Origin of the sequence: Vibrio ruber DSM 16370 (assembly GCF_900163965.1) — a bacterium.
Taxonomy (GTDB): domain Bacteria; phylum Pseudomonadota; class Gammaproteobacteria; order Enterobacterales; family Vibrionaceae; genus Vibrio; species Vibrio ruber.
In genome coordinates this window covers 65,195-88,882 of record NZ_FULE01000016.1, presented here as the reverse complement: position 1 = coordinate 88,882, position 23,688 = coordinate 65,195, and the positions used below count along the sequence as shown (strand labels likewise).

20 protein-coding genes are annotated in these 23,688 nt (G+C 46.8%); 14 read left to right on the top strand and 6 right to left on the bottom strand.

The window, feature by feature from the left end:
• Positions 1–225 (top strand): integrase core domain-containing protein (locus tag VR7878_RS06530; protein ID WP_139343959.1); only part of this gene is annotated, 225 nt, incomplete at its 5' end.
• A gap of 3 nt (positions 226–228) precedes the next feature.
• Here the strand turns inward: VR7878_RS06530 and VR7878_RS21050 are convergent.
• The 4 genes from VR7878_RS21050 to VR7878_RS06510 all read right to left on the bottom strand — a co-directional run bounded on the left by VR7878_RS21050 (position 229) and on the right by VR7878_RS06510 (position 4,380).
• Positions 229–393, bottom strand: coding sequence for a hypothetical protein (locus tag VR7878_RS21050; RefSeq protein WP_159440437.1), 165 nt, complete (start codon positions 391–393; stop codon positions 229–231).
• Positions 394–455: 62 nt separating this feature from the next.
• Entirely contained in the window at positions 456–974 is a 519-nt protein-coding gene (locus tag VR7878_RS06525) for an ankyrin repeat domain-containing protein (RefSeq protein WP_077334534.1), read from the bottom strand.
• On the bottom strand, positions 974–2,530 hold the full coding sequence (locus VR7878_RS06520; protein WP_077334532.1) for an S-type pyocin domain-containing protein: 1,557 nt from the start codon (positions 2,528–2,530) through the stop codon (positions 974–976). Before VR7878_RS06520 ends, VR7878_RS06525 begins: the two co-directional genes overlap by 1 nt.
• 944 nt (positions 2,531–3,474) lie before the next feature.
• The gene (locus tag VR7878_RS06510) at positions 3,475–4,380 is read right to left on the bottom strand and encodes a LysR family transcriptional regulator (protein ID WP_077334528.1); all 906 of its coding nucleotides are present in this window, start codon (positions 4,378–4,380) and stop codon (positions 3,475–3,477) included.
• 131 nt (positions 4,381–4,511) lie between these two features.
• On the opposite strand from VR7878_RS06510, the gene VR7878_RS06505 reads away from it, so the two are divergent.
• The gene (locus VR7878_RS06505) at positions 4,512–4,994 is read left to right on the top strand and encodes a GNAT family N-acetyltransferase (RefSeq protein ID WP_077334526.1); all 483 of its coding nucleotides are present in this window, start codon (positions 4,512–4,514) and stop codon (positions 4,992–4,994) included.
• 29 nt (positions 4,995–5,023) lie between these two features.
• Here VR7878_RS06505 and ppsR read toward each other — a convergent pair whose 3' ends face one another.
• Positions 5,024–5,857: a posphoenolpyruvate synthetase regulatory kinase/phosphorylase PpsR gene (ppsR, locus tag VR7878_RS06500; protein WP_077334524.1), complete on the bottom strand. Its 834-nt coding sequence runs from the start codon at positions 5,855–5,857 to the stop codon at positions 5,024–5,026.
• 180 nt (positions 5,858–6,037) lie between these two features.
• Between ppsR and ppsA the strand changes: the two genes are divergently transcribed.
• Complete coding sequence (gene ppsA, locus VR7878_RS06495; protein ID WP_077334522.1) at positions 6,038–8,413, top strand: phosphoenolpyruvate synthase; 2,376 nt, start codon at positions 6,038–6,040, stop codon at positions 8,411–8,413.
• Positions 8,414–8,484: 71 nt separating this feature from the next.
• Here ppsA and VR7878_RS06490 read toward each other — a convergent pair whose 3' ends face one another.
• Entirely contained in the window at positions 8,485–9,885 is a 1,401-nt protein-coding gene (locus VR7878_RS06490) for an aminotransferase-like domain-containing protein (RefSeq protein ID WP_077334520.1), read from the bottom strand.
• A 96-nt stretch (positions 9,886–9,981) separates the two neighbouring features.
• Here VR7878_RS06490 and VR7878_RS06485 point away from each other — a divergent pair, with 96 nt between their 5' ends.
• The 11 genes from VR7878_RS06485 to VR7878_RS06435 all read left to right on the top strand — a co-directional run bounded on the left by VR7878_RS06485 (position 9,982) and on the right by VR7878_RS06435 (position 23,668).
• Positions 9,982–10,887, top strand: a complete 906-nt coding sequence (locus VR7878_RS06485; protein WP_077334518.1) for an EamA family transporter — start codon at positions 9,982–9,984, stop codon at positions 10,885–10,887.
• A gap of 141 nt (positions 10,888–11,028) precedes the next feature.
• A complete protein-coding gene (locus VR7878_RS06480) occupies positions 11,029–12,663 on the top strand; it encodes a methyl-accepting chemotaxis protein (protein WP_077334516.1) in 1,635 nt (544 codons plus the stop codon).
• 344 nt (positions 12,664–13,007) lie between these two features.
• The gene (locus VR7878_RS06475) at positions 13,008–14,288 is read left to right on the top strand and encodes a 2-hydroxycarboxylate transporter family protein (RefSeq protein ID WP_077334514.1); all 1,281 of its coding nucleotides are present in this window, start codon (positions 13,008–13,010) and stop codon (positions 14,286–14,288) included.
• 294 nt (positions 14,289–14,582) lie between these two features.
• A complete protein-coding gene (frdA, locus tag VR7878_RS06470; RefSeq protein WP_077334512.1) occupies positions 14,583–16,385 on the top strand; it encodes a fumarate reductase (quinol) flavoprotein subunit in 1,803 nt (600 codons plus the stop codon).
• Between the two features lie 2 nt (positions 16,386–16,387).
• On the top strand, positions 16,388–17,128 hold the full coding sequence (locus VR7878_RS06465; RefSeq protein WP_077334510.1) for a succinate dehydrogenase/fumarate reductase iron-sulfur subunit: 741 nt from the start codon (positions 16,388–16,390) through the stop codon (positions 17,126–17,128).
• Between the two features lie 3 nt (positions 17,129–17,131).
• Positions 17,132–17,515, top strand: coding sequence for a fumarate reductase subunit FrdC (gene frdC, locus VR7878_RS06460; protein ID WP_077334508.1), 384 nt, complete (start codon positions 17,132–17,134; stop codon positions 17,513–17,515).
• Positions 17,516–17,525: 10 nt separating this feature from the next.
• The gene (frdD, locus tag VR7878_RS06455) at positions 17,526–17,891 is read left to right on the top strand and encodes a fumarate reductase subunit FrdD (protein ID WP_077334506.1); all 366 of its coding nucleotides are present in this window, start codon (positions 17,526–17,528) and stop codon (positions 17,889–17,891) included.
• A 69-nt stretch (positions 17,892–17,960) separates the two neighbouring features.
• A complete protein-coding gene (locus VR7878_RS06450) occupies positions 17,961–19,280 on the top strand; it encodes an anaerobic C4-dicarboxylate transporter (RefSeq protein ID WP_077334504.1) in 1,320 nt (439 codons plus the stop codon).
• Positions 19,281–19,472: 192 nt separating this feature from the next.
• Positions 19,473–21,101 carry an ATP-binding protein gene (locus VR7878_RS06445; protein WP_077334502.1) on the top strand — a complete coding sequence of 543 codons (1,629 nt, stop codon included), beginning with the start codon at positions 19,473–19,475 and terminating at the stop codon, positions 21,099–21,101.
• On the top strand, positions 21,076–21,753 hold the full coding sequence (locus VR7878_RS06440) for a response regulator (RefSeq protein ID WP_205409428.1): 678 nt from the start codon (positions 21,076–21,078) through the stop codon (positions 21,751–21,753). The genes VR7878_RS06445 and VR7878_RS06440 overlap by 26 nt, the downstream gene beginning before the upstream one ends.
• A gap of 304 nt (positions 21,754–22,057) precedes the next feature.
• A complete protein-coding gene (locus VR7878_RS06435; RefSeq protein WP_077334498.1) occupies positions 22,058–23,668 on the top strand; it encodes a putative bifunctional diguanylate cyclase/phosphodiesterase in 1,611 nt (536 codons plus the stop codon).
• Positions 23,669–23,688 lie beyond the last annotated feature (20 nt).

The window sequence follows — 23,688 nt, the reverse complement described above, 5'->3', positions numbered from 1 at the left end:
TGTTGGGACAATAGCCCGATGGAGCGGTTCTTCAGAAGTCTAAAGACAGAATGGATACCGGTGTCGGGTTATAGGAGTTTTAGCGAAGCAAGACAGCATATAACTCGTTACATCACAGGTTATTACAGCCAACTTAGGCCCCATCAATATAATGGTGGGCTGACACCCAATGAGTCTGAACGACTATATTGGAAAAACTCTAAAACCGTGGCCAATTTTAGTTGACCACTACACACCTAACTCTTTTCCGGCAGCTTCTAACCACTGGCCGGTGATATCTTCACCGTTGCCGGTCACAACACCTGACTTGTTGCGAACGCTTTCTTTATACACCACATACAGCGGTGGTAATCCGGTCTCTGCCGGAAAGGGCTGATACAAAAAGAGCCACAATATAATGTGGCTCTCAATTCGCTTCGTTTAAAACAATCGTTTTATTGATGACTGAACACTATTTAGTAACGGTTTACTAATTCAATAATCTCAGAATCGACCCCGACAATGATGTTTAATAATTCCCGAACTGACCGTCCGCCTTCTCTCTTATCATCAGGATCAGCACCATATTCCAGCAATAACTTTACAACATCAAAATGACTAGGCTTCCTATCGAATGCCATTTTTAAAGCATCAACACCATCTTCGTTTCTGTGACCAATGAGTTTATCTGCGCCATTTTCTAACAACAGCCGCATCCCCTCTACGTTGCGTTGACGAACTGCAAAAAGTAGCGGTGTATAACCGTAGCTATCAATTGCGTTGACATCCAGCCCTTGGTCAATCAGAAACTGCACCGATTCAAGGGGTGTTCTTTCCTCTCGTTTTGTTGAGGGAGAGATAAATACGTGATGCAGATATGTCCAGTGCTCTGATTCCGTGATTTCATGAATATCAGCACCTTTATCAATAAGCGCTCTGACTTCATCAATATCACCATCCAATACAGCATCGTATAATTCGTATTCGTAACTCATTATGTATTCCTGTTTTTCAAAAAAATTCGCATCTCTCTGAGAATTTTTCTTAAATCATCACTGTCCGGTTTCTCATTCACATGACTCAGATTTGTCTTGGCATCCTCAATCACAAAATAGTCAGGATGAGCGTTCACGAAATCATTTAATTCTTCCTGAGTCATCCCCATCTGATCAGCGGCTCTGAGTATCCGTCGGTTTTCCAGACCATATCTATGTCCATAATGCCAGTCAGTTAAAACATTACCATCTGAATCGGTGAAATGGCCATTTGCATCTTTGAAGGCTTCTTCTTCAATCTGTCTTTTGGTTTCAGCCCGAAGGGATGTTCGGTTCAGTTCCGGTTTGGGATACTTGCTCGCGCCAAACTGACCATTCGGTTCACGGATTTGATGGCTATACACCACATACAACGGCGGTAACCCAATCTCTGCCGGAAAGGTCAGAATATAGTCTTGCAGATCTGCATCAGCAATTGGGGTGATGTAGGTGTTATCAAATTCTTGCCCTTGATCCGCTTGCGGATGGATCCAGATATCGAACTTTTCCATCTCCGGGATGGGATTAACCAGAATCGGTTTACCGCCAAAATCACCACTGATCGGCACCCATTCAATGGTGATATCCGGCTCTAACTCGACGACAAATTTATCACCGACCCGTTTTACTTCACGCTTAGGGATATCCGCCCCATTAACGTGATAACCGTAAATTCGCCCTTTCGTATTGAATCCTAGGCGAATATTAGTTTCAACCGTGTCTTTATTACGCATATCAGCAGCGCTGTAGAGCGTACTGTCCGCTAATTTGTTCGGCACAAATGCCGCCAGAATGCCAATTCTCCCGACGATTTTCAGCGCCAGTCCCGGCAGTTCTGCCAGCGCTGCACCGCCAATACGCGTCAAAAAGGCTTCTTCAGAAACGGTACTGATCCCCTGCCCGACGGCCAGTGTATAAGCCGCATAATCCCCCAGCGCAGAAAGCGACTCTCTTTGTGTACCGATATCACACGTACCGCTCGGTACCAGCGCAGATTTAGCAAAACGGGAGGGTTTAGCTGCCGACTTGTTAAATATGTTCTGCCATGCGGATGAAGGCAGTTGGATTTTATCCAGCTCTCGTAATCGTTCCTGACGCTGGCGGAACAACCGCTGTTGTAAACTCAGCTTCTCAGGTTCGCGTTCAACATAAGGCTCGGTAGAAACAGAGGCATTCACGCAGCCGGAATAAGTTGAACCAATGCCATGATTGACCCATTCAACTCTGGCGGTATAAGCCTTGTTAGCCAGCAAGTCGAGATGAGGCTCAACCTCGGGATTGACTCGCCAATATTGATTGCCCCATTCATCCCGATCCCGGATCAGCAACGGAATCGATGGCACATCCGTCAGCAATACCTGATGACCGCTACGAAGCTGTTCGAGAAAATCTGCAAAGCGCATTCCGGCAGACATGACAGATTTGATATCCGATTCGCGCAGGGATGAAAAATCCCCCTCAACTTGAGCAAATTCGTACCTCATCAGGTTGTAGATTTGAGTGGTTTGATAGTTCATTGACGTTGTTGACTGAGCCGTGATTGTTTTATCGATGGATGCTTATTGATAAAGTTATTTTCATATGAATTAATAATTATACTCAAATGGATTTGTAAAACATGTTTAAATTTGGGGTTTTGATGGGGAGTGGTTATTTTTGGAATGAGGGTAACAGGGAGGCTCGCTTGAGGTGATTAAATTGTAGCTTGGTGTGTTCAATAGTAAATCTGCTGGTTTGGTGCGCAATCACGCTCTTCGATTTCATTAGCATCCTCGAAAGCGCCCCAGGTACTTTTTCACGGCAGAAAAAGTACCCCAAAATGCCTAGGTTTAAGTTCAGCACGCGTAATCAGGGTCGCTTTTATTCGCTCCTGCTCACGAAAAGCTTAAAATGCATCCCTGAATTTTCCCCTGAGATCATCGATCAATTTAGTTTTATTGATTCAGAGTTTCACCCAACTCAAATCAACCACCCAACAAAGAAAACCATTCACGGAAGAATGGTTAAGCTTTTCCGGGCAGGACGCCCGTAAAAGTCGGTTCTGGAAAGCGTTTGATCAAGCCAAACAAAAAAGATTTTCTGGTTACGCTTGCATCTCTGCAAGAGTAACTGGCGCACAGAGCACCAATGCCTCTGAAATTGAGGAACACAATTGTGCGTCAAATTTGGGAGCCGGAGGCTAGGAAGATAAAACTTGTGATGTAGGTGTTTGGTGCGCAATAACTTTCTTCGATTTCATCGACATCTCCGAATGCGCCCCAGGTACTTTTTCAAGGCCGAAAAAGTACCCCAAAAGGCCTAGGTTTAAGTTCAGCACGCATAATCAGGGTCGGATTGATTCGCATCCTGCTCAGGCAATCCTGAAAAATCCTCCATAATTTTTCACCCTGAGAACATCGATTAAGTTGGCTTTTTAAAAAGATGTCACGCCATCCAAATCACCCCCTCCCGTCACCGTCATTCATGAACACTGATGAAAATCGCTGAACAACCGGACAAACCATGCGATTTTCGGATCATTATGACGGGTTTTATGCCAGTAAAGCGTCAGCTGATAATCCGGTACATCTAACGGCATAGGTGATACACGCAGCGATAAGCTTTCAGCAATGGTCTCAGCATACCGGGACGGTGCAGCCAGCAGATAAGATGTCTGCTGCAAAAAATAAGGTGCAGCCAGGACACTGGCAGTCCGAATCGCAATTTGGCGCCTTTTTCTTTGCCGTGACAATGTAATATCAACAATCCCTCTGGATTCATTCCACGGTGTCACCAAAATATGTGGATACTGAAGAAACTGAGCCAGTGAAAGATGCTCAGCCACCGGATGACTCTGACACCGCACACTGACATAGTAGTCGCTCAGCCAGACCAAGCGATTCAGACTTTCTGATTCTTCCTGTTGATGGGCAAACCCACAGACCAGATCGATAGCGGACGATTTTAGCGCTGCCTCCGGTAATCGTTCGGCCAACTGGATAAATTCAATGTGGATATGAGGAAACGACTCGCTCAGGTAAGTGATAAATTCCCGCAGACACCATGATGTATAATCCGTCACGGCGATCCGGAATATATGCGTATCCTCCGGTGTAAAAGGATGCGATGAGGCCAGCCCCTGCCCCAGTAATGCCAATCCCGGCAACACTTGTTCAGCTAACCGCTCAGAATAAGCGGTCGGTAACATACGATTTTCAATCCGGATGAACAGGTCATCCCCAAGCCGCTCTCGCAAACGTTGCAGGGCATGACTACACGCTGACTGACTGATATTCAGTTCATCGGCGCTGAGCGTTACCGAGCCCGTATGATATAAACTGGCGAACACCTTAAGTAAGTTCAAATCTAGATTAGGAAATTTACGCATGGGACTGTTTCTTGATGGGTAACCATCTGTCATGAATACTGTTCATATGAAGCCTGAATAAAGTGCACTTCATTCATAATTCATTTGAGCATACACTGTCGCTAACCTGAGTCAACCAAAGTAAGGGAATCATGACCATTCATATCAGACCTGCCACAATTTCAGACGCAGCGACCATTTTAGATTTTATCAATCAACTGGCAATTTATGAGAAAGAACCAAATGCGGTCGCCAATACAGTCGAAGCCATTGAACGCAAGCTATTCGGTGACGACGTTCGTGCCCATGCCCTGATTTGTGAAGCAGATAATCAGCCTATCGGTTTTGCCGTTTACTTCTTCAACTATTCGACTTGGCTGGGTCAATATGGCCTGTATCTGGAAGATTTATATGTCAGTGAACAGCACCGTGGCCTCGGGGCAGGCAAAGCGTTAATGAAATATCTCGCTCGTCTGGCGGTCAGCAAAGATTGTGGCCGCTTTGAGTGGACCGTACTCGACTGGAATCAGCCATCCATCGACTTTTATCAAAGTATCGGTGCTGAACCGCAGGATGAATGGATTATCTACCGGATGACCGGTCAGACGCTGCTCGACTTTGCCGAACAGGGGTAAACTCACCGGTCTTTTATCTGCGTGACTGGCTAACAGAGATGGCGTTTCAAGCCTGCTTTTTCGAGAATGCGGGCTGAAATTTCCTCAACCGACAGTGAGCTGGTATTAATATAAGGAATCGCTTCACGGCGAAAGAGCGCTTCTACATTGGCCAGCTCATGTTCACATTGATGAACGCTGGCATATTCACTCCCCGCCAGACGATTCTGCCGAATGGCCGTCAGGCGTTCCGCGTTGATAGTCAGGCCAAATAATTTATGTCGGTGAATCTCAAATGCCGGCAGGAGTTTGAGTGAACGCATATCATCATGAATAAACGGATAATTGACCACCCGCAGGCCAAACTGCATTGCCATATACAAACTGGTCGGCGTCTTACCACTGCGGGAAACCCCGAGCAGCACAATATCAGCCTGTTCAATATCTCTCAGTGACATCCCGTCATCATGGGCTAAGGTATATTCGATAGCAGCAATCCGATCAAAATATGTATCGGTATTTTTACTGATACTGCGTGAACGATGCAATTTCGGCTGCGGCTCGGTTTGCGTATCTGACCGTACACGCTGAACAATATTCTCCAGCACATCATAACAATGGGTAGAGGCCTGAAGCAGTTTGACACGAATTTCCGGCACGACTATCGAGAAAAAAACCAGCGGTGGCACACCGTGTTGCTGATGAGACAATTCAATTTGTCTGATCAGATCTGTCAATTTTTCATCATTTTCAACAAACGGAAAAGTCTGCTCATTGGCAATGAAGGGAAACTGGCCTAATACAGCATGTCCTAAGGTCTCACATGTAATCGCTGTACCATCAGAAACGTAGAATACGTCACGACTTTGACTATCAATCTGCATATTTTATTTAAACTTTCAAATTATTTTGATTAGCATCATTGTCACACTATAAATAGAACGACCTTCGGTATTCAACGACGGGTGCCACAGCTTTGAAAATATCCGCAGTTATTTTTTTAGCCGGCAGATGTAAACGATTACCAAATTGCCAATAACAAAGTCATACTTCTGGAGAAAGAAATGCGCAACAACACCCTCTGGTTCAACAACTTATCGATGACAGATGTCGATAAGGTCGGTGGTAAAAATGCTTCACTCGGTGAAATGGTTTCAAATCTGGCGAATGCCGGAGTCTCTGTACCAAACGGCTTTGCAACGACTTCGTATGCGTTTAATCAATTCCTGGATTATGAAGGACTCGATAATCGCATTCATCAGTTGCTTGATGCACTCGACATCGACGATGTTGATGCATTACGTCAGACCGGTGCGACCATTCGTCAGTGGATTTTACAAGCCCCCTTCCCGGCTGATTTAGAACAGGAAATTCGTGATAACTACGCAGAGCTGACCGAAAATAATCCTGAAATCTCCGTCGCCGTCCGTTCATCGGCCACCGCAGAAGATTTGCCGGATGCCTCTTTTGCCGGGCAGCAGGAAACCTTCCTCAATGTTAAAGGGATCGATGCCGTCCTTGAAGCCACCAAGCATGTTTACGCCTCGCTGTTTAATGATCGCGCCATCTCCTATCGGGTGCATCAGGGCTTTGATCATCGTGGTATTGCGTTATCTGCCGGTATCCAGCGGATGGTACGTTCAGATAAAGCTTCTTCCGGCGTGATGTTTACACTGGACACAGAGTCCGGCTTTGATCAGGTGGTGTTTATCACGTCCGCTTGGGGGCTGGGTGAAATGGTCGTTCAGGGCGCAGTAAACCCGGATGAGTTTTATGTGCATAAACCATTACTCGAAGCGGGTCAGACCGCGATTGTGAAGAAAACCTTCGGTTCTAAAATGGTCAAAATGATCTACTCAGAACGACAAGAAATCGGCAAACAAGTCGAGATTATTGACACCAATGAGCAAGAGCGTCAGCAGTTCTCTTTAAATGATGATGAAATCAGAGCACTGGCACAACAGGCGATGATCATTGAACAACATTATCAGCGTCCGATGGATATTGAATGGGCCAAAGATGGTATTGACGGCAAGCTTTACATTGTTCAGGCTCGCCCTGAAACGGTTTGCTCGCAAAATGAAACCAACGTGATTGAACGTTTCCAACTCAATGCCAAAGCCGATGTCCTGCTTGAAGGCCGGGCTATCGGTCAGCGTATCGGGTCGGGCACTGTACGTCTGGTTGACTCACTCGATCAAATGTCGCTGGTGCAATCCGGGGATATTCTGGTTACGGATATGACCGATCCCGACTGGGAGCCGGTGATGAAAAAAGCCGCTGCGATTGTAACCAACCGGGGCGGGCGCACCTGTCATGCTGCAATTATCGCCCGTGAACTCGGCATTCCGGCGATTGTCGGGTGTGGCACCGCCACCAGCGATCTGCAAGATGGTGCGCTGGTGACTGTCTCGTGTGCTGAAGGTGAAACCGGTTATGTTTACCGGGGTCAGCTCGATTTCGAAGTGCGCCGCTCTTCAGTCGATGAACTGCCCCACTTACCGACCAAAGTGATGATGAATGTCGGTAACCCTGATCGCGCTTTCGACTTTGCTCAGATTCCCAATGAAGGGGTTGGCTTGGCACGTCTTGAATTTATCATCAACAAGATGATCGGCATTCACCCTAAAGCGCTGCTTGAGTTTGATAAGCAGGATGATGCGCTCAAAGCTGAGATTCGTCAGCGAATCAAAGGCTATCAGGATCCGGTTGATTTCTACGTTAGTAAACTGACAGAAGGGATTGCCACCATTGCAGCCGCGTTCTGGCCGAAGCGGGTAATCGTCCGGATGTCAGATTTCAAATCAAATGAATACAGCAATCTGGTCGGAGGCCGAAGCTACGAACCGCATGAAGAGAATCCGATGCTCGGTTTCCGTGGTGCTTCGCGTTATATCTCACCGGCCTTTGAAGACTGCTTTGAGCTGGAAACACAAGCAATCAAACGAGTTCGTCAGGAGATGGGGCTGAAAAACGTCGAGATTATGATCCCATTTGTCCGCACCCCGGATGAAGCGTCATCAGTGATTGACTTGCTGGCAAAATTCGGTCTGAAACGGGGCGAACAAGGGCTCAAAGTGATCATGATGTGTGAACTGCCATCGAACGCTGTCTTGGCGGATGACTTCTTGAAGCACTTTGACGGCTTCTCGATCGGCTCGAATGATATGACCCAATTAACGCTGGGGCTGGATCGGGATTCCGGGGATGTCGCTCACCTGTTTGACGAACGTAACCCGGCAGTTAAAGCAATGCTGAAAATGGCCATTGAAGCAGCAACCAATGCCGGTAAGTATGTCGGAATCTGCGGCCAAGGCCCGTCTGACCATGATGATTTGGCCGCATGGCTGATGGAACAGGGCATCAGTTCTGTATCACTCAATCCGGATACGGTGATTGATACCTGGCTGAAACTGGGACAAGTGGCTCAATCCCGTTAATGGCAGATGTCGCTGTTTCTAAAACGTCTTAATCGCATCGGGCACTCTTGAGTGCCCGATTTAATTTTCACTCACACATCATCACCGACTCCGCTTGATTGCCGGATCGCCTCGACCAAGAGATTTAACTCCTGCTCAACCTCGGGGGTGAGTTCAAAGCCAATATTAATTCTTAAGCAATCGTTATAGAGCGATAGCGTACTGAATTGCTGCCCCAGACGAATATCAATCTGATATTCCTCCAGCAACGCCATAAACTGAGTGACATTCAAATCCGGCACCTGTAACCAGAGCACCATACCGCCTTGCGGATTGCTCATTTTTACCTTGTCAGGCAAACGTGCCGATAAAAAACTGAGATACGCTTGTCTGAGGTTGAGTAATCGGCTGCGACGGTGTTTCAGTTGCTTGGCATAGTGGCCGGACTCAATAAAATCAGCCACAGCGAGCTGAATCGGCAAAGAGACGCCAAAAAAAGAAGCCGTATGTTGATCGACATAATTCTTGCTAAATCGTCCGGGCAAACACCACCCCAAACGATAGCTCGGTGACAGGCTTTTCGATATTGACCCGCACCACAGAATATAACCGCCCTGATCGTAATACTTCGCAGGCAAAGGTGTATGCTCGCCATAAGAAAGCTCAAGATAGACGTCATCTTCGATCATCGGTACTTGATAGTGGTTTGCCAAGGCTGCCAGCTTCTGCTTCTGCCGGGCAGACATGGTGATCCCCTGCGGATTCATATGTGACGTGCAGAAAATCCCCGCCTTGACACTCCCCTGCTGTAAATGTTGTTCCAGTTGTTCCAGATCGATACCTTCGTCCAGTGATGGGATCTCGACAATCTGACGCCCCATTTGTCCGAGTAAATCTAAAATGCCACTAAAGCAAGGAGAGCTGATTGCAATGGCGTCCCCCACTTGCGTACAGGCTTCGACTGCCGACTTAATGGCCGGCATACATCCGGAGGTAATCACCAGTTCATCCGGCTTGATATGCAGCCCGATCTTAGCAAAGTGAGCACTGAGTGCGTGGCGCAGTGACAAGTCACCTTGCGGATGAGGATATTGACTGAGTCGCCTGCCCAGCCGTTTGCTGGCACGACGAAAACTCTGCTCAAGCGCATGACGCACCGTTTCATCAAGATAGGTGGTTGAGATCCCGAGAGGCCCGTTATGTACAGGCAGAGCAACGGATGTTTGCCTGACCTGAGAGACCTGGCTCACAAACTGTGCCCACTCCGGAGTGTGATATTTATGGCGACGGGGAGACACATAGTATCCGGCCTGAGGGCGAGCATGGATCCAACCTTGAGATTCTAGCTCTTGATAACAACTCACCGCTGTAGACATACTGACAGCTTGCTGTTTTGCGAGCTGTCGCAGCGAAGGGAGCCGGCTGCCTTCGCTCAACTGTCCCGCTTCAATCTCGCGGATAATCTGACTCGCCATCATCTTGTACATTGTCATAGGCTACCACTGTACTGGTTTTAATCTAAAAAATTGTATCTGTACCCTTAACTGTACCCGAGTCATACTGTTTTTCAAGTCAAGGGGAGAACAGTGATGGTTAGAAACGATTTATTTTTGGCAATTTTTGTCATGGCGATTTGGGGATTTAATTTCTCAATGATTAAGCTCGGGATTACAGAAGTACATCCGCTATTGACGACAGCAGCACGCTTTACCTTAGCCGTCATACCTGCGATATTTTTTATCCGCAGACCCGATGTGGCTTGGCGTTATTTAATCGCTTACGGCATCGTATTCGGAGTCGGTATATGGGGAATGGCGTCTTGGTCAATTACGGCGGGTCTTTCTTCAGGGATGTCATCAGTGCTGCTTTCATCGAATGCACTTATCAGTATGCTCGCTGGTGTATGGATCCACAAAGAACACGTTTCAAAACGCAAAATGACTGGTGCAGCAGCAGCCCTTGTGGCACTTTTGGTCTTGGTTTCTGCCACGAACGGCAACATAACTCCGCAAGGGTTAATGCTGATTATGATTGCAGCCTCCTGCTGGACCATCATGGGCATGATTGTCAAAGCCTCGAAAACCACCCAAGCTTTTGCATTTAACGTCTGGGGAATGCTCTTTGCACCGATTCCGCTGGTGCTTTTTGCAACGAGCATTTACGGCACCGACATCCTACTAGATGCTGTTACAGCTTGGGATATGAACACGACGATTGCTGTTATCTTTCAGGCATATCCGACTACATTGTTTGGCTATTGGGTCTGGAACCGGCTGCTGATTCGTTACCCGCTCAGTACGACAGCACCGCTGACTTTACTCGTGCCGGTATTTGCTTTGATATCCGGATATTTGATGTATGCCGAGCTGCTCAACGTTGCTCAGATTGTCGCTTGTATGCTGTTTTTAGTCGGCATCGGGTTGATTGTGAAACCGGCCTCTCCCAAAAGGCCACAACAAATACCACCGACTGTCAGTTACTTCTTGAAAAAATAACCGCTCTATACTATTTGTTAGAATTGGTTTGTTATAATTTTATTAATAACAAACCAATTCATCACATAAATTAGCCTGCATTGGTAAGAAATTACTGTTTTGCAGCTTTTCTAGGTGATCATTTGGCTAAGGAGAAGCAGAATGAACCTATTTAGTATGAGAACAATAAGGGCTCGATATACTTTTAATTTTTCATTACTCAGTATTGTTTTTCTTATGGTTGTGGTCGCAGCATATCAGTTGGTAAATTATATCCAGAATAATACGGGACGTTATTCTCAGGGGGCGAACCTCATTCAGAATGCCGACCGGGATCTCTACCAATCACGACTTGCTCTCTCAACTTTAATCTTTTCAAAAGACAATGATGTGCTTACACATCAACCCGCGCTTAAAGAAGAAGTGCTTTCCAATGCCCAACAGGCCTTAGAAAGAATGCAGGCTTTTATCAAAATGACTCAAGATGAGCCAGAAATTGTCAATTACCTCTCTCCCTTTCAAAAATCTTATCAACGATGGCACTCAGAATACACCGCAGTATTAAAAGCACTCGAAAGTCAACAACATGATTTAGCGATTAACTTATTTTTGACGCGTAATTCTGAGTCATTTAAAGCATTAAGAAATTTATATGACGGCTCTGAAGAATTAATCACTAAATATGCCGAACAAGAGAGACAACAAATTGATCGACATGCTGATCGATTCAAATTATTTGTCTCAATTCTTTCTATCATCGTACTATTTTCAAGCTTGATGCTGGCTTGGTTTGCCCCGAAAAAAATATCCGATGCACTTAAGAAAATTACGTCGGACATTAATCAAATCAGTCAGGGTGATGGCGACTTAACGCGACGGATTAATAGTCAAAAACCAGATGAAACCGGTGATCTGAGCCGAGAGCTGGATGGTTTCGTCGACAAACTCAGTCATATTATCCGCCAAATCAGAAACGGTTGCGGTAGTATTCAGGATGAAATGAAGAAAATCAGCCACGCTGCTGCCGAGTCATCGTCTCTGAGTGACCAAGAAGATCAATCGCTGGATATGGTCGTCACCGCAATCGAGGAAATGAGTTCAGCCACCAGAGATGTTGCCCAGAATGCCTCGGAAACAGCCACGCAGGTTGAATTGCTCTCCCGGCTGGTGGATGACGGAGAAGCATCCATTCTTAATTCGACCGAGCGTTTGCATAGCTTAACTCAACAGATTGAACACGCTTCAGTGGTGATTGAGCGTTTGTCTCACAGCTCCGAAAAAATTTCCTCGGTTTTAGATGTGATTCTTAATATTTCTGAACAAACTAATTTATTGGCGCTGAATGCGGCCATTGAAGCAGCGCGAGCCGGAGAACAAGGCCGGGGATTTGCTGTAGTCGCGGATGAAGTCAGAAACCTAGCCAGTAAAACCCAACTCTCCACTGAAGATATTCGCAAGATGATCAACGATCTCCAGAATGAAGTCTCAGATGCCGTCGTATCAATCAACACCAGCGTTGACATTGCAGCCAGTACCGAAAGCCTGAATGCTCAAACCAAAGGTCTGCTCGATTCGGTGAAATTATCTTCGGATCAGATTCAAGGCCTCACCTTACAGACCGCCAGTGCAACTGATGAACAGAGTCAGGTTGCCAATGAAATTAACACGAACCTAGCCAACCTTTCCGAGATGTCAAAACAGATCAAAACGATGTCAAATACAGTGAATCAATCCGTGCAAGATGCAGTGAAAGATATTGAAGCGCTTGCCACGCAAATCAAACGGTTTTCGGTCTGAGTTGTCAGCAGCCTGAAAAGTTATTTGTGACCGCATTGATGACCATAAGCAATGACCTCTTATCTTTTTAAGAGGTCATCTGCACGCCGCCTGACCGATTGCAAAAACTCAGCGGTTGGCGTGATGTGAAGACGATTATCTCAGCAACATGTTTTATTTTTGACCGACCGGGCGATTAAAAAAACAGCGCCTTCCATGAACAGCCCGTGAACAAAAGTTACAAAAGCACAAGATAGTTACATTAGCCATAAAATCAATCTTTCTTCGTCTCAGTGTTGATAGACTCGCCATACAAAATCAAAAACACCCACCCCCTACAGATACAGAAAAGGTGCAGGTAAGCTATGTTAACCAATAACTCTATCAACCCTACAGATAAGCGCATGATTCATATTATCTTTGCGCTTGCTGCGGCCGTGATTTTACTCGCCACGGTTCAAAATAAAATGCCGACGGGAATCATTGGCGCAATCGGTGTCATGGCCGTCGTCGGATATATTTTGAATGTCATCGGGGACAAAACCCCCATTCTGAACCAGTTTTTTGGTGGCGGTGCTATCGCGATTATTTTCGGTTCTTCATATCTGTTCCACAGTGACTTCATGCCGCAGCAGATTGCCGGCTCAATTACCACATTTATGAAAAGCGGTGGCTTCCTCTCTTTCTTTATCGCCAGTTTGGTCACCGGTTCAATTTTAGGTATGGACAGAGAAATCCTCAAAAAAGCCGCTCTGAAATATATTCCGGTCATTTTCGGCGGCGTTATTTTTGCGTTTCTGTTCGCCGGACTCGTCGGTTTCATGGTCGGTGACGGGTTTTTCGATTCAATCATGCTGATTGCACTGCCAATCATGGGCGGGGGTATGGGCGCCGGTGCGGTGCCTCTGGTTGAAATCATGTCCGGTAACACCACAATGACCGCTGCAGAACTGATGTCAAAAATGGTTCCGGCACTGGCTATCGGTAATGCCATGGCTATTGTTATCGCGGGTTTGCTGAATAAATTAGGAACGATCTATCCGTCTCTGACCGGTAACGGTCAACTGATCCGTGGCTCTCAACAACCATCGGTAGAAGAAACAAACGAAAAACCATCCGTTGATACATTGGGTATTGGTGCACTGCTTGCAATTACCATGTTTTTTGTCGGTACGATGCTCACTGAAGTGATCAGTATGCACACCTATGCTCTGATGATCTTATTTGTCGCTTTCGTCAAAGTCATGGGCGTCATCCCCCGTGAACTCGAAAAATCAGCACATGCGTGGTACAAGTTTGTGGTCGATAACCTCACACCGGCTCTGCTGGTTGGTATCGGGGTCGCTTATACCGATCTCAATCAGATCATCGCCTCTCTGAGTGTTGAATATTTCCTGATGGTTTTTGCCACCGTGGTTGGTGCCGTGGTTGGTGCAGCATTGGTTGGCCGACTGATGGGATTCTACGCCATTGAAGCGGCACTGACTGCCGGCCTGTGTATGGCCAATATGGGTGGCACCGGAGATGTGGCTGTACTGGCAGCGTCACGACGGATGGAATTAATGCCGTTCGCTCAAATTTCATCGCGGATCGGCGGCGCATTTATGCTGATTCTAGCCACCGTCATTCTTACATTATTGAAATAAGTAATAACATTCAAACGAACGGCGAAGATGCGTCGCAGACGCATCTCCTGAAATAATAAACTGAGATTAAACATAATAATCAATCAGTGTCCGGTATCTGCTCAGCACCGAGTCACGTTTAATCGTCAGACAATACCAAAAAAGCAATACTGTCAGCCCAAGGAAAATAAGCATTCACTTCAGAATAACAAGAATGCATCGGTATCCGGCCCGCATGGGTCGGTATACCACCTGTTCGATGTGGAAGGTACTTCGGTACTTTTGAATTGATTATTTTACACTTGGAGGATAGCTGTGAAAACATTAACCACAGATATCGCAATTATTGGTGCAGGCGGTGCGGGACTTCGTTCTGCGATTGCTGCCACCGAAGCAAATCCAGATCTGGAAATCGCTCTGATTTCTAAAGTCTACCCCATGCGTTCTCACTCAGTGGCTGCCGAAGGTGGTTCTGCTGCCGTCATCAAAGAAGAAGACAGTCTGGACAACCACTTCAATGATACAGTTGGCGGTGGCGACTGGTTGTGTGAGCAAGATGTCGTTGAATATTTCGTTGCCAATGCCACCCGCGAAATGATCCAGATGGAGCAATGGGGCTGCCCCTGGAGCCGGAAAGAAAATGGTGAGGTTAATGTCCGCCGTTTCGGCGGGATGAAAGTCGAGAGAACCTGGTTTGCCGCAGACAAAACCGGTTTTCATATGCTGCATACCCTGTTTCAAACCTCGATTAAATACCCACAAATCAAACGCTTTGACGAATACTTCGTTGTTGACCTGTTGGTCGATGACGGTCAAGTGCAGGGTTTGATCGCCATTCATATGGCAGAAGGTGAGTTAGTCGCGATTAAAGCCAAATCCGTTATTCTCGCAACCGGTGGCGCAGGTCGTGTTTATCATTGTAATACCAATGGCGGCATTGTCACCGGCGACGGTATGGCAATGGCTTATCGTCACGGCGTACCGCTACGCGATATGGAGTTTGTCCAATATCACCCGACCGGTCTGCCCGGTACCGGGATCCTGATGACCGAAGGGTGTCGGGGCGAAGGCGGGATTATCGTCAATAAACACGGCTACCGTTATCTGCAAGACTACGGTATGGGGCCGGAAACGCCGGTCGGTCAGCCAAAAAACAAATATATGGAACTCGGCCCGCGTGACAAAGTGTCTCAGGCGTTTTGGCACGAGCAACAAAAAGGCAATACCATCAAGCACCCTCTCGGTGATGTTGTCCACTTGGATCTGCGCCATCTGGGAGCAGACTATCTGCATGAGCGTCTGCCATTTATCTGTGAACTGGCCAAAGCTTACGTCAATGTCGATCCGGTCAAAGAGCCAATCCCAATCCGTCCGACGGTGCACTACACCATGGGCGGGATTGAAACCAACGGTCAGTGCGAAACCCGGATCCAAGGCTTATTCGCGGTCGGTGAATGCTCTTCCGTCGGTCTGCACGGTGCCAACCGTCTCGGCTCGAACTCTCTGGCGGAATTTGTGGTATTCGGCCGCGTTGCCGGGGAGCACGCTGTTGAACGTGCAGCGACCTTTACCGGATGGAATGACGCTGCGATAGCCGCACAAATCAAAGCCACCGAAGACCGGATTGCCGCACTGACCGAGCAAGAAGGCGATGAAAACTGGGCCGATATCCGTACTGAAATGGGTCATGCGATGGAAGCCGGATGTGGGATCTACCGTCAGGAAGATCTGATGCAAGAGGCCGTTGATAAACTGGCTGAACTGAAAGCTCGCTATAAAAAAATCAGCATTAAAGACAAAGGCAAAGTCTTCAATACTGACCTGCTGTACGCTTTGGAAGTTGGTTATGGCCTGGAAGTGGCTGAAGCGATGGTTCACTCAGCGATTCTCCGTAAAGAGTCCCGTGGTGCTCACCAACGTCTTGATGAAGGCTGTACCGAGCGTGACGATGTGAACTTCCTCAAGCACTCACTGGCATTCTATCAACAAGATGCGGCTCCTCGGATTGACTACAGTGATGTCACTATCACCAAGTCACAACCGAAAGCCCGCCTTTACGGTGCTGCTGCTGATCAAGCCGCCGCAGAAGAAGCCAAACAGCGCGCAGAGGAGAAATAATCATGGTCACCCAACGTATGCAAAAAGTGGACATTCTGCGCTATGACCCGGAAAAAGATGAGGCGCCTTACTTACAGTCCTTCGAAGTGCCGTTCAATGAAACCATGTCGATCCTCGACACGATTTCATATGTGAAAGATCATCTGGACAAGAACCTCTCCTATCGTTGGTCTTGCCGGATGGCGATTTGTGGCTCTTGTGGCGTGATGGTCAACGGTGTGCCGAAACTCGCTTGTAAAAGCTTTCTGCGCGACTACCCGGATGGTGTCAAAATCGAGCCGCTGGCAAACTTCCCGATTGAGAAAGATTTGATTGTCGATATGACCCCGTTTATTGAGCGTCTGGAAGCAATCAAACCTTACATCATCGGTAATGACCGCAAACCGGAAGACGGCACCAACCTGCAAACCCCGGAGCAAATGGCAAAGTACAAACAGTTTGCCGGCTGTATCAACTGTGGTTTGTGTTATGCCGCCTGTCCGCAGTTTGGTCTGAATCCGGAGTTTATCGGTCCGGCCGCTCTGACACTGGCGCATCGCTATAATCTCGACAGCCGTGACCATGGTCAGGCTGAGCGGATGAAACTGATCAATGGCGAAAATGGTGCCTGGGGTTGTACTTTTGTCGGCTACTGCTCTGAGGTTTGTCCGAAGAGTGTTGATCCGGCAGCAGCGGTCAACCAAGGAAAAGTGGCGTCGTCGATGGACTTTGTCATTGCGATGTTGAAACCTCAGGAGGCATAAGAGATGAGTAATCGTAAGCCCTATGTAAGAGAAATGAAGCGGACATGGTGGAAAAGTCATCCGTTCTATCGCTTTTATATGATCCGTGAGGCAACCGTGCTTCCTTTAATCCTGTTTACCTTATTCCTCACCGTCGGGTTGGGATGTCTGGTGAAAGGGCCGGAGGCATGGCAATCCTGGCTGAACTTTATGGCGAATCCGTTGGTCATTGCGATCAACATCGTAGCGCTCATCGCCAGCCTGTTCCATGCCCATACGTTCTTCGGCATGATGCCACAAGTGGTACCCATGCGCCTGAAAGGCAAGCTGATTGATAAGAAAATTATCGTGCTGAGCCAATGGGTTGCTGTTGCCGTGATTTCTGTTTTTGTGCTCATCATCGTTTAAGGAGGCACGCGTGATTAATCAAAATCCAAAACGTTCAGACGAGCCAATCTGGTGGGGCCTGTTCGGTGCCGGTGGTACATGGTTTGCCATGATTACTCCAATCACCATTTTGGTACTGGGGATTATAGGGCCACTGGGTCTGCTTGATGCAGACGCGCTGAGCTATGACCGTGTTATCGACTTTGCAACCCATATCCTTGGCGCACTGTTTGTGATTGCCACGATTGCCCTTCCAATGTGGCACGCCATGCACCGTGTTCACCACGGAATGCATGACCTGAAAATCCATACCGGTGTTGTCGGTAAAATTTTGTGTTATGCCATTGCATTTGCCGCATCAGCCATGGCTGCTACTTTTATATTTATGCTGGGGTAGTTCCCCCCCATGTGACCTTGCGATTACACGTTGTAGTCGCCAAGGTCACACAATGAAAGAGATAATGACATGTTTTATATTCATATGTTGCTGTTGCTTGCCATCATCTTTGTCGGGATCCGGCATGGTGGTATCGCTTTCGGCCTGTTAGGTGGACTCGGTGTCTCCATTCTGGCTTTTGTGTTCAAAGTGACACCGGGGCATCCCCCTGTCAGTGTCATGCTGATTATTCTTTCGGTCGTTGCCGCATCGGCTACGCTCGAAGCAACCGGTGGTTTGAAGCTACTGGTCAAATACGCTGAAAAATTAATGCGTAAACATCCCGGTCAGATTGTGTTTCTCGGCCCCCTTTGTACTTATACCCTCACGGTTTTGGTCGGGACCGGCCACTCTGTTTATCCGCTTTTACCGGTCATTTACGATGTTGCCTATAAAAAAGGGATTCGTCCGGAACGCCCGATGGCAATCGCATCTGTTGCATCACAAGTGGGGATCACGGCCAGCCCGATTGCCGCAGCAGCAGCCGTAGTCATGGCAACCGCAGTAGATAATCATCTCGATATTAGTCTGATCGATGTACTGATTGTGACGATTCCAGCCACACTGACCGGTTTACTGGTTGCCTGTACGTGGAGTCTGAAACGCGGTAAAGATTTGGATAAAGACCCTGAGTTTCAAGCTCGTTGTCAAGATCCTGAATTTGTGCAGGAACTCGAAGATAACAGTGCGCTGGAGCAAGGCAATGAGATCGATAAAAGTGCGAAAAAAGGCTTGATCATTTTCATGCTGGGGATTGCAACCGTGGTGTTTGTCGCCATGTTTGGTAAAGACCTTAATCTGCTGCCTCCGGGTGTCAAAATGTCCGTCGGTATTCAGTTTTTAATGCTGGCTGTCGGAGCGATCATTCTGGTCAGTACCAATGTATCACCGAAGAAAATCGTGCACAGTAATGTATTTATCGCCGGGATGACAGCGGTCATTATCATCTTTGGGATTGCCTGGATGAGTGAAACCATCATCGGTTACCATAAAACCTATCTGATTGATATGGTTAGCGGTATTGTGCACTCACATCCGTGGGCTTTCGCCTTTGCCATGTTCTCGGTGTCGATCTTCCTGAAAAGTCAGGCAGCGGTACTCACCATTATGCTTCCGCTCGGTTTTTCTCTGGGCATTCCACCGAAAGTGCTGATTGGTGTATTACCCGCTTGTTATGCCTATTTCTTCTTCCCGTTCTACCCGAGTGACCTCGCGGCAATTACTTTTGACCGCACCGGCACCACTCGTATCGGAAAATACGTTCTCAACCATAGCTTTATTCTGCCGGGATTTATTTGTGTCCTGACGTCAACCGTGGTCGGTTATTTCCTTTCAACCACCATTCACTGAGTCGTTTTTCACATTACCCAGCTCCCGTACACAATCCGTTGTACGGGAGCTGGCTCTCACTTCCTGTCGGCAGCACTTCACGCTTATCTCTCTGAACATCAGACCCATGTTACAATGCCACCGGCTTGCGCACCGAGCGTTACCGGCCTGTTGACAAATCATTTCTGATGTACGGTTTATAAAGATAAGCATATGAAATTAAAGAGTTACCTGACATTAACAACGATTGCGACCACCTCTTCGGTCGTCATCCTCATCACAATCGCAATCTTGTATCTGTTACAGAATTCTTATCAGTCAGGCCTCGAGGCTCGGGGACTGGAACTTGCCCGTGTCATTGCGCATGATCCCAAAGTCATTCAGGCTCTGCGCACCAATCCCGGACATCCGTCAACGGATACCATTCGTGATTACATTGAGTCAATTCGCTCCCGGACTGACGCTTCTTACATTGTGGTTGTTGATCAGCAAGGGATGCGTCTCAGCCATCCGGATCAAAACCGGATCGGTAAACATTTTATCGGTGAAGATATCAACCGGGTCTTGCAAACCGGTCAATCCTACAGTACCGAAGCAAAAGGCTCCCTCGGGAAAGCGATCCGCAATTTCGTCCCTATTTATGATCACGGCAAACAAATTGGTGCGGTCTGTATCGGCTATTTGTCTGAAAAAATCTCCGATATTATTTTTCGCCAACATATGCATATCGGCCTATTGATTGCGCTCATCTATCTGTTAGGTATCGGTACAACCGTTGCTTTTTTGCTGAAGATAAAAAAAACCTTTCTCGATTACGAACCTGAATTCATCGTCAATAAATTCCGTGAACATGGGATGGTCTTTGACAGTATCCGGGATGCCATCATTGCTGTTGATCACGATATGAATATTACGATGATCAATAACAGTGCCATGAAACTGCTCTCCATGGGGGTATTAAGCCGCTACGATTACCAACACCACCCGCTTTCTCATTATTCGATTCCTTTAAGCCATTTGGTGCTGGAAAATCAAGGACGCTTCCATCAGGAAATATTCAGTATCGGTAAAATCAAATACCGGGCCAATCTGTATCCGATCAAAACCGCCAAAGGCTTGATTGGTCATGTTATTGTATTTTTCACTGATCTGACGCCCAATGAACTGGAAAAAGAGGTGGTCTACCTGAAAAATTATGCTGAACTGCTGCGCAGTAAAACGCACGAATATTCAAATAAGTTAAACGTGCTGTCGGGGATGCTGCAAATCGGTAAATATGAAGAGTCTATTGATTTTATCCAGCAAGAAACCGATCGTTATCAGGCCGTCATCAATCATATTGTACTCAGTATCTCAGACAGCGCTGTTGCCGGTCTGCTACTGGCTAAATTCAATAAAGCCTCCGAAATGGGGGTAAAATTTACTATCGATGTTGATACCACATTGGCCAGTTACGCCAAACAAACGTCGGAAAAACTCGTGACGATTATTGGCAATCTGGTAGATAATGCGCTGCTGGCTGCCTGGCAAAACCGGGGAACGGTACATCCTGAAGTCATTGTTTATCTTAGTGATCGTGGTAAACATATCATGCTGGAAATTCAGGATAACGGCATCGGTGTCCCCGATGAAATCGCTGAGCATATTCTTGAGTTCGGGGTCAGCTCAAAACAAGAAGATGAACAAAATGGCGTTGGTCTGTATCTTGTCAAACAATTAGTCGATTACTTTCACGGCAGTATTGACTGGGAACGCACTGAACAGCACACCACGCTATTCAGTATCTATTTAGAAAAACAACAAGAGGCGCATAACGATGAAGACCCGAGTAATGTTGCTTGAAGATGATATTCGTGCCAGCTATACCTTGGAATCGACGATCAACCAACATCCTCAGTTTCAGGTCGTTGCTGTCAGTGAAAGCTGTACGGATGCACAAATCCAGTTCAATGCATTTCAACCACAACTGGTGTTTGTTGATATTACACTTCCCGATGGCAACGGTTTGGCATTGATTCAGCAACTCCGTCAACAATCAGCCGATTGTCACTTCATCATGACAACCGCTGAGCGCGAAACGACAACGGTTGAAAAAGCGGTTCAGCTCGGGGTTATCGACTATCTGGTCAAGCCGATCCGGATGTCGCGCATTCATCAGGCACTGGATGATTACCTACAATATAAACAGAAGCTGGTCAGCGCTTCGACCGTTGATCAGGACGATATTGACCAGCTACTGCGTAAATCACCCATCCAGCCAATTCGTCAGACGCCGAAGGGAATTGACGCAACAACACTGGAATCATTGAAAACGTTGCTCTATCGGGAACAGTTACACGACTTTTCTGCGGATGATATCAGTGAACGGATGAATTTCAGCCGTATCACCGCCAGACGGTATTTGGAATACCTTGAATCTGAAGGCATATTACGTCTGGTACTCAATTATAATACAGGTGGCCGGCCAAGACGCTTGTATCAAATGATCAAGTAGCTAGCACCCCGAACATTTCTCCCGAATATTCAGTTTTAATGCATTGACCCGGTGTACCTATCTGACATTCACGCCAAAAATGTTCTACGCTTGATACAATCAGGCTGTTTTCAGGCGTACTCAGATAACTTTTTAAGCGGAAAACATGCTCATATGATTGAGTATGTAATCTGGAATATTTGTTTGAACACCGAAAGAAGTGTCTCTAAGAGATTGTCATAAAAAGAAAAACTGTGTAACATTTCGCCAAATCACGTGGTATGCCCATCGGGGCTGTTGGACGCTGCATCGCTGGGGTCTATGTATGGTCATGAAATATATCGCCTTCGCGAATATCGCTGTCGGCATTTTTCTACTGATTTACAGTATGAAACCCACCTATCAGATAGGTCGCACTGAACATTCGTCTGGCTGGAAAATACTTATCACGTTGCTTTTTCTCTTTATTGTTAGCTACCTCTCTGTGATTATCGTGTTGGTTTCCAGCCCGATGAACACCTACCTGTTGACAATTTCACTGATTCTTCTCGGCGTCGGTCTTTTTATTGCGCTGACCGTTTCACTGTCCCGAAACATCATCCACAAAGTCAACTGTACTGTTCAGGATGAACAGTACAATGCTTTGCACGATAGTCTGACGTCACTGGCAAACCGCAAATATTTACTCCGTTCGCTTCAAACCCTTGTCCAATCAAAACAGTTATTTAGTTTATTGCTGATTGACCTGAATAATTTTAAACAGATCAATGATGGTTTGGGTCACTACTTCGGCGATAAATTTCTCATTTCGGTTGCCAATCTGTTGCAAGAAAACATCAAACAGTATGGCCGGCTATACCGCATGGGAGGTGATGAGTTTGCGCTTATCTTTCCCGGCAATGACGACGACATGATTCTCAGTGCGGTTGAATCCATCCACGACGCCCTCCATGCGCCGGTGAAAGTGATGACTTACTCGATGAAGACATCGGCAAGCGTCGGGATCACCAAGTATCCTCTTAACGGACATGAGGTTTCTAATCTGCTGAAACAAGCGGATTTGGCTATGTATGATTCGAAGAAGAAACATAAGCCTTATACGTTTTACCATGACCAGCTGGGCTCCGACTCTTATAAAAAGCTCAAACTATCTATCAAATTATCTGAGGCACTCAAAAATGATGTCTTTGAACTGCATTATCAGCCGATAATCCGTGGTCAGACACAAGGGATTGCCGGTCTCGAGGCTTTACTGCGCTGGCCTCAGGAAGATGGCAGTTTTATCGACCCGGGTGATTTTATTCCCATTGCCGAAAAAAGTGCGCTGATTTCAGTATTGACACAATGGGTGATCAACAGAGCCGCTCAGGATTTGAGTGTTTTAAGAGCACACGGATTCCATGGTTCTATTCATATCAATCTCTCTGCCAAAGATTTTCAGGATGATGAGGTTATCGGGCAACTGCGCGAACTGCTTCATGTCGGCCAGATAAAGGCGACTGATTTAATATTTGAAATTACCGAAAGCGCTGTATTTGAAGATATTGAGAAGGCGAAATGTGTGATTCATAAAATACATGCACTGGGCTTTCGCTTCAGTATTGATGATTTCGGCATTGGTTACTCTTCTCTGGTAATTTTGCGTGAATTACCCGTCACTCAGATTAAGATTGATCGCTCGTTTGTCATGGAGTACCACCAAAAAGAATCCAACCGGAACATCATCTACGCGTTAGTTCGGTTAGCAGAAGATTTAAATCTGAGTGTTGTTGCCGAAGGTGTAGAAGTTTACAGTGTCGAACAGGCTCTGGGGAAAATCGGTTGCCACTACACCCAAGGCTTTCTTCATTTTCCGCCGGAACCTTTACACCGCTTACTCTACAATGATCAGTTCCGGAACCATCTTGAACCGATGCTTCCGGAACAGCCACAATAACGCGACGGTAACAACAGCAA